The sequence below is a fragment of the Aeromonas sp. QDB39 genome, from assembly GCF_027707585.1.
GTDB classification, from domain to species: Bacteria; Pseudomonadota; Gammaproteobacteria; order Enterobacterales; family Aeromonadaceae; genus Aeromonas; species Aeromonas hydrophila.
This window is the reverse complement of the sequence record NZ_JAPCIV010000017.1, coordinates 96,409-110,037: the sequence shown is the minus strand read 5'-3', so window position 1 is coordinate 110,037 and position 13,629 is coordinate 96,409. Positions and strand designations below refer to the sequence as shown.

General features: G+C 63.1%; 14 protein-coding genes. 6 read left to right on the top strand and 8 right to left on the bottom strand.

Annotated features, from left to right (window positions below; genetic code table 11):
- Positions 1 to 168 precede the first annotated feature (168 nt).
- Positions 169 to 1,263, top strand: a complete 1,095-nt coding sequence (locus PG899_RS12050) for a porin (RefSeq protein ID WP_077097915.1) — start codon at positions 169 to 171, stop codon at positions 1,261 to 1,263.
- Between the two features lie 64 nt (positions 1,264 to 1,327).
- Here PG899_RS12050 and mdtH read toward each other — a convergent pair whose 3' ends face one another.
- Entirely contained in the window at positions 1,328 to 2,521 is a 1,194-nt protein-coding gene (mdtH, locus tag PG899_RS12045) for a multidrug efflux MFS transporter MdtH (RefSeq protein ID WP_190284304.1), read from the bottom strand.
- Between the two features lie 207 nt (positions 2,522 to 2,728).
- Here mdtH and PG899_RS12040 point away from each other — a divergent pair, with 207 nt between their 5' ends.
- The gene (locus tag PG899_RS12040) at positions 2,729 to 3,628 is read left to right on the top strand and encodes a LysR family transcriptional regulator (protein WP_024946193.1); all 900 of its coding nucleotides are present in this window, start codon (positions 2,729 to 2,731) and stop codon (positions 3,626 to 3,628) included.
- Between the two features lie 51 nt (positions 3,629 to 3,679).
- Here PG899_RS12040 and PG899_RS12035 read toward each other — a convergent pair whose 3' ends face one another.
- On the bottom strand, positions 3,680 to 5,449 hold the full coding sequence (locus PG899_RS12035) for a M4 family metallopeptidase (protein ID WP_077097481.1): 1,770 nt from the start codon (positions 5,447 to 5,449) through the stop codon (positions 3,680 to 3,682).
- A 351-nt stretch (positions 5,450 to 5,800) separates the two neighbouring features.
- Between PG899_RS12035 and PG899_RS12030 the strand changes: the two genes are divergently transcribed.
- Positions 5,801 to 6,355, top strand: coding sequence for a GNAT family N-acetyltransferase (locus PG899_RS12030; RefSeq protein WP_017410624.1), 555 nt, complete (start codon positions 5,801 to 5,803; stop codon positions 6,353 to 6,355).
- Positions 6,355 to 6,906: a ribosomal protein S5-alanine N-acetyltransferase gene (gene rimJ, locus PG899_RS12025; RefSeq protein WP_016349554.1), complete on the top strand. Its 552-nt coding sequence runs from the start codon at positions 6,355 to 6,357 to the stop codon at positions 6,904 to 6,906. Before PG899_RS12030 ends, rimJ begins: the two co-directional genes overlap by 1 nt.
- 102 nt (positions 6,907 to 7,008) lie before the next feature.
- Here the strand turns inward: rimJ and PG899_RS12020 are convergent, their stop codons facing one another.
- From PG899_RS12020 to PG899_RS12010, 3 genes are all read right to left on the bottom strand, one after another.
- Entirely contained in the window at positions 7,009 to 7,254 is a 246-nt protein-coding gene (locus tag PG899_RS12020) for a hypothetical protein (protein WP_005309486.1), read from the bottom strand.
- Between the two features lie 309 nt (positions 7,255 to 7,563).
- Entirely contained in the window at positions 7,564 to 8,613 is a 1,050-nt protein-coding gene (locus PG899_RS12015; protein ID WP_190283855.1) for an oxidoreductase, read from the bottom strand.
- A gap of 108 nt (positions 8,614 to 8,721) precedes the next feature.
- Complete coding sequence (locus tag PG899_RS12010) at positions 8,722 to 9,885, bottom strand: multidrug effflux MFS transporter (RefSeq protein ID WP_024946189.1); 1,164 nt, start codon at positions 9,883 to 9,885, stop codon at positions 8,722 to 8,724.
- Between the two features lie 222 nt (positions 9,886 to 10,107).
- Here PG899_RS12010 and PG899_RS12005 point away from each other — a divergent pair, with 222 nt between their 5' ends.
- Both PG899_RS12005 and hemW read left to right on the top strand, forming a co-directional pair.
- Complete coding sequence (locus tag PG899_RS12005; protein ID WP_011704791.1) at positions 10,108 to 10,704, top strand: XTP/dITP diphosphatase; 597 nt, start codon at positions 10,108 to 10,110, stop codon at positions 10,702 to 10,704.
- A 134-nt stretch (positions 10,705 to 10,838) separates the two neighbouring features.
- Entirely contained in the window at positions 10,839 to 11,984 is a 1,146-nt protein-coding gene (gene hemW, locus PG899_RS12000; RefSeq protein ID WP_077097485.1) for a radical SAM family heme chaperone HemW, read from the top strand.
- A gap of 116 nt (positions 11,985 to 12,100) precedes the next feature.
- On the opposite strand, the gene PG899_RS11995 is transcribed toward hemW, so the two are convergent.
- From PG899_RS11995 to zntR, 3 genes are all read right to left on the bottom strand, one after another.
- Positions 12,101 to 12,319, bottom strand: a complete 219-nt coding sequence (locus tag PG899_RS11995; RefSeq protein ID WP_042065979.1) for an alternative ribosome-rescue factor A — start codon at positions 12,317 to 12,319, stop codon at positions 12,101 to 12,103.
- A gap of 129 nt (positions 12,320 to 12,448) precedes the next feature.
- Positions 12,449 to 12,985, bottom strand: coding sequence for a dihydrofolate reductase family protein (locus tag PG899_RS11990; protein WP_077097487.1), 537 nt, complete (start codon positions 12,983 to 12,985; stop codon positions 12,449 to 12,451).
- Complete coding sequence (gene zntR / locus PG899_RS11985; protein ID WP_005309469.1) at positions 12,975 to 13,412, bottom strand: Zn(2+)-responsive transcriptional regulator; 438 nt, start codon at positions 13,410 to 13,412, stop codon at positions 12,975 to 12,977. Before zntR ends, PG899_RS11990 begins: the two co-directional genes overlap by 11 nt.
- Positions 13,413 to 13,629: the final 217 nt, after the last annotated feature.

The following is a 13,629-nucleotide window of genomic DNA, read 5'->3' as shown; positions in this document are numbered from 1 at the left end:
CAACCGCAGATCGTGTTTGATGAACTACGACAGGTTGCTTGATTTGGCGGGTGTTGCACTTCGGAGTTGAATTCGCGGGTTCGCAGATCTACTCTGGGGCATCGGAACAGAAACCGATCAACAGGGCCGAGCACAGGTCCGACAGTGTTTACACCAGAGGAACGAACAATGAAAAAGACAGCATTGACCATGGCCATCTCCAGCGTGCTGCTGGCCGGTGGTGCGCAAGCCGCTACCGTCTACAACCAGAACGACACCAAACTCGACATCGGTGGTCGCGCTCAAGGCATGTACTACGGCACTGATGACAACGGTTCTGAAGGTGACCAGAGCTACCTGCGTCTGCACGTTGCCGGCGAAACCAAGATCGACAACGAGCTGACCGCGTTCGGCTTCGCTGAATACAACCTGCCGGTCTCCGGCTCCGACAACGACGAGCTGCGTTATGCCTACGCCGGCATCAAGCACGATCGTTTCGGTGCCTTCAGCTACGGCCGTCAGGATGGTCTGTTCACCAAAGCCGTGAACAACTACACCGACGTGCTGCCAGAGTGGGGTGGTGACGGTCTGGGCAAGGACACCGAAATATTCGGTACCGGTCGTACCAACGGCCTGGCCCAGTACATCTACACCTATCAGGGCCTGACCCTGGGTGCCCAGTTCACCGGCAACAACGATCCGCAGAATGCCGATCGCTCCAACCTGACCGGCGCCAACAGCACCTGGAATCCGAAGGGTTCTGCTGAAGGTTTCGCCGTGTCCGCCAACTATGACTTCGACATGGGCCTGAGCCTGGGTACTGCCTACAACCAGGCTGGCAAGACCGACGAGCAGGCCGCCAACGCCGCCTTCGGTGGTGACCGCGATGCCAAGCTGTACGGTGTCGGTGCCAAGTACGCCGTCGGCGACCTCTACCTGGCTGCCACCTACTCCCACGGTGAAGACCACATGTACGTCAGCACCTTCAACGGCTACGCCGAGAAGATGGATGGCTACGAAGCCGTCGCCCAGTACGCCTTCGGCAAGTTCAAGCCGTCCCTGGCCTACCTGCGTACCGACGTGAAGGACAACGCTCGCGGCATCGATGACACCGCCACCGAGTACGTTTCCATCGGTGCCTGGTACAACTTCACCGACAACTTCAACGCCTACGTTGATTACAAGATCAACCTGCTGGACAACAACGGCGATAAATCCCACACCAACTCGCTGGGCAAGAACACCGACGACGTGGTCGCCGTGGCCCTGCAGTACAACTTCTAAGTCTTCCCTGAATTGCCTACTGTATTTTTTACCGGCCGCCCAGCGGCCGGTTTTTTATTGCCCGTCAGATGTCGACCCGCGCCAGACTCGGCTCGCGGTGAAAACAGTTCACCAGCAGCAGCAAAGTCGTCACCCCGACCGTGCCCAGCACCAGCCAGGGTAACCAGGGCTGCCCCTGCAGCATGGCGTAGTCATGCAGCGCGCCGCCCCCCACGTAACCCGTCATGCCCCCCAGCGCCAGCCCCAGCCGGCTGAAGCCCATGTAGCTGCCGCGTGCCCCCGGCTGCGCCAGTTTAGTCATCAGCGTCTCCCGCGCCGGTTCGGCGATGACGATCCCCAGATAGAAGCAGGCCAGCAGCATGAACACCGCGGGCAGGGTGTTGGCAAACGCCACCAGCCCGATGCCGGTGGTCATCAACAGTACCCCCGCCATCAAGCGGCTCTCCAGCTTGAAGTGGCGCTCGCCATATCGCGCCAGCGGATAGAGCAGCGCCAGCGAGATGGCGGTCTCCAGGGTATACATCCAGCCCACCGCCGTGGTGGTGCCCGCCATCTGCTTGACCAGGATGGGGAAGATCAGCATCACCTGGACCCAGAGCGCGTAGTAGCCGCTCAGGATCAGCACCAGCCGGCAGAACGCCTTGTCCGCCAGCACCTGGCCGAGACCGGCGCGGATCGGGGTCGGTCGCACCGAGAGCTTATAAGCGGGCAGGATCAGCAGGTTGCACAGCGCGGCGCAGACAAACAGGCCGGCCCCCAGCAGACAGACATATTCGAAGTCGAAGTTGAGCAGCCAGCTGCCGAGCAGGGCCCCCACCACGGCGCCGGCGCTCTCCAGCATCATCAACAACGAGATGTAGCGCCCCCGCTGACGGGGCCGGGTGAATTTGATCACCAGCGCGGCGCGGGGCGGATCGAACAGACAGCCTCCCAGCCCCGAGATGATGCAGGAGAGGATCAGCTCCAGCCCGCTCTGGGCATAGGCCAGGCTGGCAAACCCCGCCGCCCGCAGCAGCATGCCGCCCACGATGAGCGGCCGTGCGCCGAACTTGTCCGCCAGCGAGCCGCCCAGAATGCCCAGCCCCTGCTGGGTCAGCTGGCGCAACCCCAGCGCTAGCCCGACCACCCCGGCCGCCCAGCCGAGCTGATCCACGAAACGCAGGCTGATCATGGGCATTACCACGAAGAACCCCAGGATCACCAACAGGGAATCCAACGCCAAAAACCACCGCCCCAACCGCCTCGCCCGCTCCACCATGACTACCCGTCCCCTGCTTTCTGATGACATTCCGATTAATTCGTCTCATCGCCCGAATGACGCCGTCACCAAACGGGCTCAAGGTGCAACGAGCCCCTGAACCGATATGGCAATATGCCAAAGCACAACGATTGATACTGCTATTCTGGAAGGACGCCAGATATAGTGGTAGCCGACAACTGGCTATATTTTATATTGGATTATGTTATGGCTATGACCCTCGACGATCTGCAATTGCTGCTGGATGTGGTCAATCGCGGCAGCTTCAGCAAGGCGGCCGCCGTGCGCGGCTGGTCACAACCCATGGTGAGCCAGCGGATCGCCGTGCTGGAACAGGATCTGGGCCAACCCCTGTTTCGTCGCCATCGGCGCGGTGCCACCCCCACCCCGGCCTGCGAGCAATTCCTGCCTGCCGCGAGTGCGGCACTGAGTGCGCTGGAAGGGGGTCGCCTGGCGATGCAGGGAGCGCCAGCTCTACCGCGCATCCGGCTCGCCTGCCTGCCCTCCCTGACGACCGTGGTGTTCGGCCCCCTGCTGCTGGCACTGGTCGACGAGACCTTCGAGATCCGCTGCAACACCGATCACTCCGGCATCATCATGCAGGAGCTGCTGACCGGCGAGACCGACGTCGGCTTCATCCTCAAGTGTCCCGCCATCGCCGGCATTCAACTCGAACTACTCTATCGCTCCCCCATCATCGCGGTAGCCTGCGCCACCCATCCGCTGGCCGGGCGGCAGGGCCTGACCCTGCAGGACATCGCCAACGAGCGGCTGGCCCCCCAGCAGTGGGGTACCGGCTGCGACGAGCTGATCCTGCAGTTGCGCCTGCTGCGCCAGGTGGCGAGCCCGCTGCACGCCATCCAGCCCGCCAGCGCGGCGCGGGAGCTGGCGCTGGAGCACGGCTTCATCACCCTGATGCCAGCGCTCGCCATCGCCCGGGATCTGGAGTTCGGCCGGCTGGTGCAGCTGGACGTGGTGGATCTGCCGCCGGATCACTGGGATGTGATGATGGCCTGGCGCAGCGGCAAACGGCCCAATCCCGCCAAGGAGCGGGTGCTGGAGGCCGCCCGTACCCTGGCCCGGCGCTGGGCGGGCAAATCCGCATAAAAAAAGCGCCGGACAAGTCCGGCGCTCTATCACTGTTACGGTAACTCAGGCTCAGTAGCTGGCCTTGAGGGTCACCCCCGAGAAGGCGCTGTAGGCGCTCAGCTGCACGTTCCAGGTCCCCGCCTTGGGCGAGTTCAGGGTGCAGGTCTCGGCATTGCCGCTCTTGTAGGGGCGGCAGTCATAGCTGCTGCTGGTCGGCACGCTGCCGAACTTCACATAGAGATCCGCATCGCCGGTGCCGCCGCTGCTGGCGATCACCAGCTGGCTCTTGCCGGCCGGCACGTCGATGGTGAAGTTCAACTTGCCACCCTTGGCAGCGGAGAGACCGCTCACCGGCACCCCGTTTTGCAGCACGCTGCCCGGCGGCGGCGTGGTACCGCCACAGGAGGCATTGACCCCCACGGTGGTAAAGGCTGCCGCCACGTCGGTCACACTGTAGCCCAGATCGGTGGCGGCCTTGGTCACCCCGCAGGCACCCTGATCGAAGGTGGTGTTGGCGCCCCAGTAGAGGCGGTTGGCCAGCACGAACACTTCGAAGGCCTTGCGGGTGTTCCAGCCGCTGGTGTTGGCCAGCAGATAGAAGGCGCGGTTGTAGACACCGGAGCTGTGGTGCACGTCGATGCCATCGTAGTAGTCGCTGGCATGGCCGATGGAACTGCCGTCCCGGGTCGGATCCTCGAAGTAGCGCAGCGAGCCGTTGCCCTTGAAGATCTGGGCGCCCACCAGCCAGTCGTTGCTGCCCTTCATGAAGTTCTCGGCAGCTTCCCCCGCCATGTCGGAGAAGGCCTCGTTGATGCCGCCCGACTGACCGGAGTAGACCAGCCCGGAGTTCTGCTCGGTAAAACCGTGGCTCACCTCGTGGGCCGCCACGTCCAGGCTCACCAGCGGGTAGAAGGTGGTGGCGCCGTCACCGAAGGTCATCTGGCTGCCGTCCCAGAAGGCATTCTCGTAGTTGCGGCTGTAGTGCACCCGCATCTTCAGCTTGAAGGTCAGCGGCGCCGTGTTGTACCAGTTGCGGTACATGTCGAACACCACGTTGCCGAAGTAGTGGGCATCGTTGAGCGGCGAGTAGGCGCCGTTGATCTCCTTGACCGTGTTCTCCGGGCAGGTGAACTGATGAATGGCGCCGCCCGTGGTGGCGTGATTCATGTTGAGGGTGTCCACGTTCGGGCTGGTCATCCGGCAGTTGTCGTCCACCAGCAGCGGGCCGAAGTCGGCGCCGTAGAAATATTTGCCGGTCTTGACGTTGCCACCCGGGCCGGTGGCGTCCTTGTGGTTGATCCCTTCCCAGCGCTTGAGCTCGCTGCCGTTCTGGGCATCGATCACCACGAAGGGGCGGCTTGGCTCGTCGCTCGCCGCCAGCCAGGAGACCAGATAGACCAGGCGGGCCTGACCGGCCTCATCCTGCATCACGAACAGCTTGACCCGCTCGTTGCTGCCCTTGGCCCCGGCCCGCGCCTTGCTGGCGGCATCGGCCGGCGACAGGGCGGCGGTCGGGCTGGCCACGTCGGCATCGATCTGGCGCAGGATCTGGCCGGAGACCTGGCTGATCTGCCCGCCGAGGGACTGCTCGGCCACCAGCACCTGGCCCCACACCGGGATCCCGTGCCAGGTCTGCTCATAGCGTACCCGCTGCTGACCGTTGGGCAGCTTGACCGCCCGCACCTGACGAAACTCGCCATCCCCTGCCAGTGCGCTCACACCGGCAGCGCCGCTCGGCGCCCCCTGAATGCCCGCAACCTGATGCACATTCACCTGTTCTGCAGCCAGCGCTGCGCTTCCCCAGCAGGCCAATACCACGGCCAAATAGACTTTGTTCATCCGTCTTTTCCTTAAGTCGATGAAGATTACACGTCGGGTCCGTTGCCCGGCGCTCCTACACTAGTTGGCACGCTCAAGATTGCTGCCTGTCATATGTGACAGAGCAGCACAAACCCATAGCAGGATCTGCTGTTGCCCCTGTTTGGTAGCGTGAGAAGAGTTCAAAATGGCGAATAACACCAAAAAAAGCCGAACAATGGCCAGGCGCTTTCTGGCTGCCACCAACCGCCCCTCCATATGGGGATGGCGGGGCGCAAGAACAGATGGAAAACCCTTGGCGTACAAGGGGTTGATTGGCTACATTGGCGGTTTGGCGGCCCGCGTCGGGCTCTGACTGGAGGGGAGGTGCGGATGTTTTCATGGCAACTGGACGACGAGCTGGCGCTGCTGTTCCTGCAGCCCGACATGGCCAGCGAACTCTTTGCCCTGTGTCGGGAGAACCGCGACTACCTGACCCAGTGGCTGCCCTGGCCGCCCTACATTCAGCAGCCCGCCGACAGCGCCACCTTCATCCGCCATGCCATCGAGAAGTTTGCCCGCGGCGAAGGGCTGACCACCGCCATCGAGTATCAGGGGGAAGTGGTCGGCGTCATTGGCTACAACCAGATCGACCGGGCGCTGGCCAAGGTCAGCATCGGCTACTGGCTGGCCGAACGCTGGCAGGGCAACGGCATCATCACCCGCGCCTGCCAGGCCCTGATCCATCACGCCTTCGAGGAGATGGGAATGGAGAAGGTGGAGATCAGCGCCGCCACCGACAACGAGCCCAGCCGGGCCGTCTGCGAGCGCCTCGGCATGCAGCAGGAGGGGATCACCCGCCGTGCCGAGCGGCTGGCCGACCGCATCGTGGATCACGTTCACTACAGCCTGCTGCGCGATGAGTGGCTCAGGCAGAGGGATCACTGATGGCGCTGCCACACCTGTGCACGGCCCGCTGCCAGCTCACCATACTGCCCCCCGAACGGGCCGATCTGATGCTGGATTTCTATCTGCGCAACCGCGCCCACCTCGCCCCCTGGGAGCCCAGCCGGGACGAGAGCTTCTACACCCTGAGCCACTGGCACGGCCGGCTGCGCGACAGCTACGGCCAGTTCTTCAATGGCAGCGGGGTGCATCTGGTGGCGCTCGATCCCCATGGTGAGCAGGTGATCGCCACCTGCAACTTCACCAACATCCTGATGGGCGCCTTCAAGGCCTGCCATCTGGGTTACGCCATCGACCAGGCCCACCAGGGACAGGGGCTGATGCAGGAAATTGTCGAGGCCGGCATCGACTACCTGTTCCGGGAACACGGCCTGCACCGCATCATGGCCGGCTACATGCCGTCGAATCAGCGCAGTGGCGCCCTGCTCGAGCGGCTCGGCTTCGAGCGGGAGGGATACGCCAAAGACTACCTGATGATCAACGGCCGCTGGGAGGATCATATCCTCACCGCGCGCCTCAACCCGGCACTCTAGCCGGTTCTCGGGCCGGCAAGAATCCTGTCAAAGGCGGGGAACGGGCATAAAAAAACGGGCCCGAAGTTGCCTTCGGGCCCGTTCTTCAGATGAGGTGCAGGCTTAGTTGGCCTTGGCATCGCTCACTGCGGCTTCTGCCTTGGTGGCTACGTCAGCGGCAGCCTTCTCAACGGTTGCAGTCGCTTCGGAAGCGGCCTTCTCTACGGTAGAGGTGGCTTCGCTAGCGGCTTTCTCAACAGTTGCAGCAACGTCGGCGGCCGGAGTAGCAGCCGGAGCGGCGGCTTCTTCTTTCTGACCACAAGCGGTCAACATCAGACCCAGGATACCGGCTACCAGTACTTTGTTCATGTGCATACCCTCAGAAAAATATGGAGAGATGGTTGGTACAACCATCACAGTGCGTCCTTTCACCCGGTGAAAAACCCATATGCCGGGAGCCAAGAGGCGCGCGAAATATATCCCCATACGCGCCCAATGAAAACGAGTATCACAATGATATTTTCTCGTTGGCTGGATGAAAAGAACTACTACAACGACAAACATTAATACAAAACACTGCAAACGGCGCAGTTTTGTACAATAAAACGCCACAGGCCCCGTGGTTGCTGGCAATAAACGGCTATTGCATTGTGCCGGCAACCACGCGCGGACTGCGCCTCAATCAGACAGGATCTGACAAGCCAGCCGCTTACCCTCGCGGGCGCTGTCGCGAGCCAGGTCCAGCAGCGCCATCACAGCCAGCGCCTCGCCGGCCGGCACCGGGTTCGCCCCCTCCCCACGGATGGCGGCGCAGACGCCGCGATAGTAGGCGCCGTAGTCACCTGCCTCGCCGGCCACGCTCTGCTGCAGCAGCTGACCGTCGCGGATCCGGCTGAGCTGGCCGGGTTCGTTGTCCACTCCCCAGTCTGCCGCCGGCGGCCGCTTGCCGAGCTTGAGCTGCTCCTCCTGCACATCCATGCCGAACTTGATGAAGGAGCCCTCGCTGCCGTGGATGACAAACCGCGGCATGGTGGCCGACACCAGGCAACTGCCGTGCAGCACGACCCGCATCTCGCCATAGCCGAGCACCACGTGGAAGTAGTCATCCGCCAGGGCACCGGGGCGCTGCTGAGCCAGATCCGCCTGCAGCCAGTCCGGTTGACCGAACAGCTGGAGCGACTGATCGAGGATGTGGGGGCCGAGATCGAACCAGAGACCGGAGCCCGGACCGCCCGCCTCGCGCCAGCGCTGGCGCACCTCGGGACGATAGCGATCGAAGTGGGATTCGAACTGGGCAACTTGGCCGAGCGCTCCTTCCACCAGCAGGCGGCGTACGGTGAGAAAGTCACCGTCCCAACGCCGGTTGTGGAAGATGCTGAGCAGCCGCTGCTGCTTCTCCGCCAGCTCGACCAGCGCCTTCGCCTCGGCCAAATCCAGGGCGAACGGCTTGTCGATCACCACGTGCTTGCCGGCCAGCAGGGCCTCACGGGCGATGGGGGCATGAGTGTCGTTGGGGGTGGCGATCACCACCAGGTCGACCGACGGGTCCGCCAGCACCTCGGCCAGCGAACCGACCCGGCAACCGGGTAGCTCGGCCTGCACCTTGGCGGCATCGCGGCTCACCACCCAGCCGAGGGAGAGCCCGGGCGTGCTGGTCAGAAACGGGACGTGAAAGGTTTGGCCTGCAAAGCCGTAGCCCACCAGGGCGGCATTGATTGTGTGGCTCATCCGGTTTTCTCCACGGGTAGCTGTGTCACGGGGCGCAGGCAAACCCTTGCCTGCCAAATAAAGAAAGGGGCCCAAGGCCCCCTGAGTGTGCCCATCAGAGCACAGGATTTATTGCAAACACAAGCGCCGGCCCTGGCGGGTCATCAGCATCAGCAGGGGGGGCAGCAGCAGCCACATGTGCAGCGCCAGCTGGCTGAGCGGATCATGCATCAGTACACCGATGAAGCCCACCAGCGCACCTGAGCCGCTCATCTGGAACAGACCGAGCAGGGCGGCGGCGGTGCCGGCGCAGTGGCCGAACGGTGCCAGCGCCATGCCGGCGGCCGCGCCCAGGATCATGGCAAAGCCGATACTGGAGAGGAACACCGGGCCCATCATGGCCAGCGGATGCTCGATGTGCATGGCCAGGGTCAAGGCGATGGCGGAGAGCAGCAGCACCAGCAGGCCGATGCGCAGGGTGCGTCTTGGCCCCACTCTGGCGATGAAACGGGGCGCCAGGAAGCAGGCCAGGATGTTGAGTGCCGCGTTGGCGGTGAACCAGTAGCTGAAGCCGCTCATGTCCAGCCCCAGCTTCACCATCAGTTGCACCGGCGCCGCGGTGACATAGGCCAGGATCACCGCCATCGCCAGCATGCACAGCGTCGCGTTGAACAGGAAGCTCGGGGAGCGCAGCACCGGGCTGTAGCGCGACCAGCTGATGAGCGGGCCGCTGCTGCTGGTCTCTTCCGGACGGGTCTCCGGCATCCGCCACAGCAGCCAGCTACCGACGATGACCGCATAACCGGCCATGAACCAGAAGTTGGCCGACCAGCCCGCCTTGGCGGTGAGCCAGCCACCGAGCAAGGGGGCCAGCGCCGGAATAAAGCAGATGGCACCGTTCAGGTAGGAGATCATCTGACCGCTCTTCTTGGGGCCGTAGCTGTCACGCACCACCGAGAAGGCGGCCACCGAGGTGGCACAGGCGCCAAAACCCTGCAGCACCCGCGCCAGCATCAGCTCGCCCAGGCTCGCGGCAAAGCCGGCCCCCAAGGCGCTCAGACCGTAGAGCAACACGCCGCCCAGGGCGATGGGCTTGCGGCCGTAGCGATCGGCCAGCGGCCCCACCAGCAGTTGCCCCAGTCCCATGCTGAACAGGAACCAGGTGATGGTGCCCTGCATCAGGGTCACCTCGGCCCCCAGCTGCTCGGCCATCTGCGGGATGGCGGGCAGGTAGATGTCGATGGCCAGCGGACTGAACAGCACCAGTAGGACAAGCAAAAGAATCAATGGCATCAGTCACCTCGTGGCATGGGGAAAATAGATTGGGGCGCGAGTCTACTGGCTCACAGTAATGAATTGAAATGGTATTTAATCACTTCTGTTATTCCATTCAGGAAACATTCATTTTATCCGCATCTTGCCATGACCCCGGTGAGGGTGATCCAGGGCAATTGGCGCTTTTCCTGGGCGCCAGCCCCGCATAGAATGCGCAGATTATTTTTGCGGAGGTGCTCGATGAACAAGCTTGTCCTGGCAACAGGGAACCAGAAAAAGGTGAAGGAATTGGCCGCCATGCTGGCCGATATGAAGATCCAGGTGATCCCACAGAGCGAGTTTGCGGTCTCCGATGCCGAAGAGACCGGCACCACCTTCGTCGAGAATGCCATCATCAAGGCCCGCCACGCCGCCCGCATCACCGGCCTGCCGGCGGTTGCCGACGACTCCGGCCTGGAAGTGGATCTGCTGCACGGCCGTCCCGGCGTCTACTCCGCCCGCTTTGCCGGTGAGGGTGCCAGCGACAAGGACAACATCGACAAACTGCTGGGCGAGCTGAAAGGCGCCCCCGAGTATCTCAAGAGCGCCCGTTTCTGGTGCGTGCTGGTCTACATGCGCCACGCCGACGATCCCACCCCCATCATCTGCCAGGCCAGCTGGGAAGGGATGATCATCGACGAACCGCGCGGTCAGCACGGCTTCGGCTATGACCCGGTGTTCTTCGTGCCCGATCACGACTGCACCTCGGCCCAGATGCCGGCCGAGCTCAAGAACCAGCTCAGCCATCGCGGCCAGGCGCTGGCCAAGCTCAAAGCGGCCCTGGCGGCGGTCAACTAAAGCGCTGTCTCCCGCCGCGTTGTCATCTACAATGGGGGCCGTCGGCCCCCGTTTCGTTCGCGGCGCCCCGGCCCGTTGTCATCGACGACAAGGGCAACCCGACCCCTGATGATTTTTTGAATACTGGAAACCCCATGCTGCAACTGCCGCCCCTCTCCCTCTATATCCACGTGCCCTGGTGTGTCCAGAAGTGTCCCTACTGCGACTTTAACTCCCACGCCCAGAAGGGGGAGCTGCCCCACCTCGAGTACGTGGCCGCCCTGCTGGAGGATCTGGAGCAAGACCTGCACTGGGCCCAGGGGCGCCCCCTCTCTTCCATCTTCATCGGCGGTGGCACGCCGAGCCTGCTCTCCGTGGAGGCCATGCAGACGCTGCTGGACGGGGTGCGCGCGCGCATCGAACTCACTGCGGACTGCGAGATCACCATGGAGGCCAACCCGGGCACGGTGGAGGCGGACAAGTTCGCCGGCTTCCAGCGGGCCGGCATCAACCGCATCTCCATCGGGGTGCAGAGCTTCCAGCAGGAGAAGCTGACCCGGCTCGGCCGCATTCACGGCCCGGAAGAGGCGCGCAAGGCCGCCGCACTGGCTCACGCCATCAAACTGCCCACCTTCAACCTGGATCTGATGCACGGCCTGCCGGATCAGAGCCTGGCGGACGCACTCTCGGATCTGCAGCAAGCCATCGACTGCGCACCGCCGCACCTCTCCTGGTATCAGCTCACCATAGAGCCGAACACGGCCTTTGCCTCCAAGCCGCCCACCCTGCCGGAGGATGACACCCTGTGGGACATCTACGAGCAGGGTCACGCCATGCTCACCGCCCACGGCTATCAGCAGTACGAGATCTCGGCCTATGCCAAGGCGGGCTACCAGTGCCGCCACAACCTCAACTACTGGCGCTTCGGCGACTATCTGGGGATCGGCTGCGGCGCCCACGGCAAGGTGACGGATCTCGCCAACCAGCAGATCCTGCGCAGCGCCAAGGTGAAGCACCCGAAAGGTTATCTGGACCCGAGCCGCCCCTATCTGGACGAGCAATGGCAGGTAAGTACGGATGATCTGCCGCTCGAGTACTTCATGAACCGGTTCAGATTGTTTGAACCGGCCCCCAAGGCGGAGTTCGAGGCCTATACCGGGCTGTCGCTGGAACGGGTAGAGACCATGCTGACCATCGCCCAGAGCAAGGAGCTGATCGAGGATCTCGGCGACAGCTGGCAGCTCACGTCCCTCGGCCATCGCTATCTCAACGTGCTGCTCGAGCTCTTTATGGACGAGTGAGCACGGATTCACTCTCTTGCAGCAAGAGAGTGAATCAGCACCAGCGAATAGAAAAACAATCAGGGCGCCATTGGCGTCCTGATTGTTTTAGCTGATACCTTACGGCATGAACCCGCTCAGCAGCAGACGCTTACCATCTGCTGTTGGCCGGGCTCCCACCGTTTGCCGTGCTTGGCCTTGCGCTGATAGCTGCCCTTGCCTTTCTTGCTCGGTTCGACCCGGGCCTGGAACAGGGGGGAGGTCACCAGTGCCTTGAGGTGGTTGTCCTGAATGATGCCACGCTGATGTTCGCAGGCGGGCTCGGTGGTGACCCGGGTCACCTTCTTCTTGGCCATATCGGCTCCTTGATGCGGTTGGTCGTGTTTGCCCATCGCCCCTGCCACCACAGATCCGGGGCTGGCGGCGAAAAAACGTGCCGATTGTGCACCTCTCCCGGCCTGCCTGCAAGGGGGCTGGCGGGCTCCTCAGGCCGGTTGATAGACGACCCGCACCAGCCCGCTCGGCAGCACGCTGCTCGACACCGGTACCAGCGCGCCAGGCAGCAGCCCTGCAAAGAGCGGCACCCCGCCCCCCAGGGTGACCGGCACCCAGAACAGGATCAGCTCGTCCACCAGCGCGGCCTGCAGTCCCTGCCTGACCACCTCGCCGCCATCCAGATAAAGATGGCGGCTGCCCGCCTGCCACAGCTCGTCCAGCACCTGCGCCAGCGCCCCCTGCTGGAAGGAGACATGCTCACGGGGAGCGGCGGGTCTGTGGGTCAATACCACCACCGGCTTGTCGCCATAAAACCACTCGGGAAAGCCCAGCACAGTGTCGTAGCTGTTGCGCCCCATCAGCAGGGTATCAACGCTGGCCATCAGCGCGCTGTAGCCGGTCTCTTCCTGGGAGTCGCCGTTGTAGAGCTCAAGCCAGGCCAGATCGCCCCCCTCCCCGGCAATGAAGCCGTCGAGGGAGAGAGCGAGAAAGGCGGATACCCGGGGCCGGTGAAGCTCAGTGCTCATGGTCGTGGTGCTCATGACGGGAGGGGGCGCCGGACTCCAACGTCTCGAGGATGGCGCAGTGCTCCGCCGAGCGCGGGCCGCCGCAGCAGATGTTGGAGAGCTCGCGCAGGTTGTCGCGAAAACGGGTCAGCTCGACGATCTTCTGCTCCACCTGTTCGAGCTTGGTGTCGGCCACCGCCTTCACCTCCTGACAGGTGACCTTGGCCTTGTTGGTATCGAGATCCAGCAGTTCGCCGATGTCGGCCAGCGAGAACCCCACCGACTTGGCGCGGATGATGAACTCCAGCCGCCGCTTGTCCTGCTCGCCATAGAGGCGATAGCCGGACTCGTTGCGGATGCCTGGCGAGATGAGACCATTCTTCTCGTAAAAACGCAGGGTATCCGCCTTCACCCCGCACGCCTTGGCCAGCTCCCCGATCCGATACATGCCTTTTCTCCCGTTGAATTTGCACACAGCCACAACCGGCCCCCACTATCGCCCCTTTGCCCGGCGATTGCCAGCCGGCAGCAGGAAAGAGGACGCGGCCACCCTTTTGCCATCAAGAGACTGAAAAGACAAACGTTTCACAAAAACCAACCAGAAAACGTTTAACACCGCACCAGACAAGGCTTTGTCACTTTAAAAAATCCACCACGGGTCACAT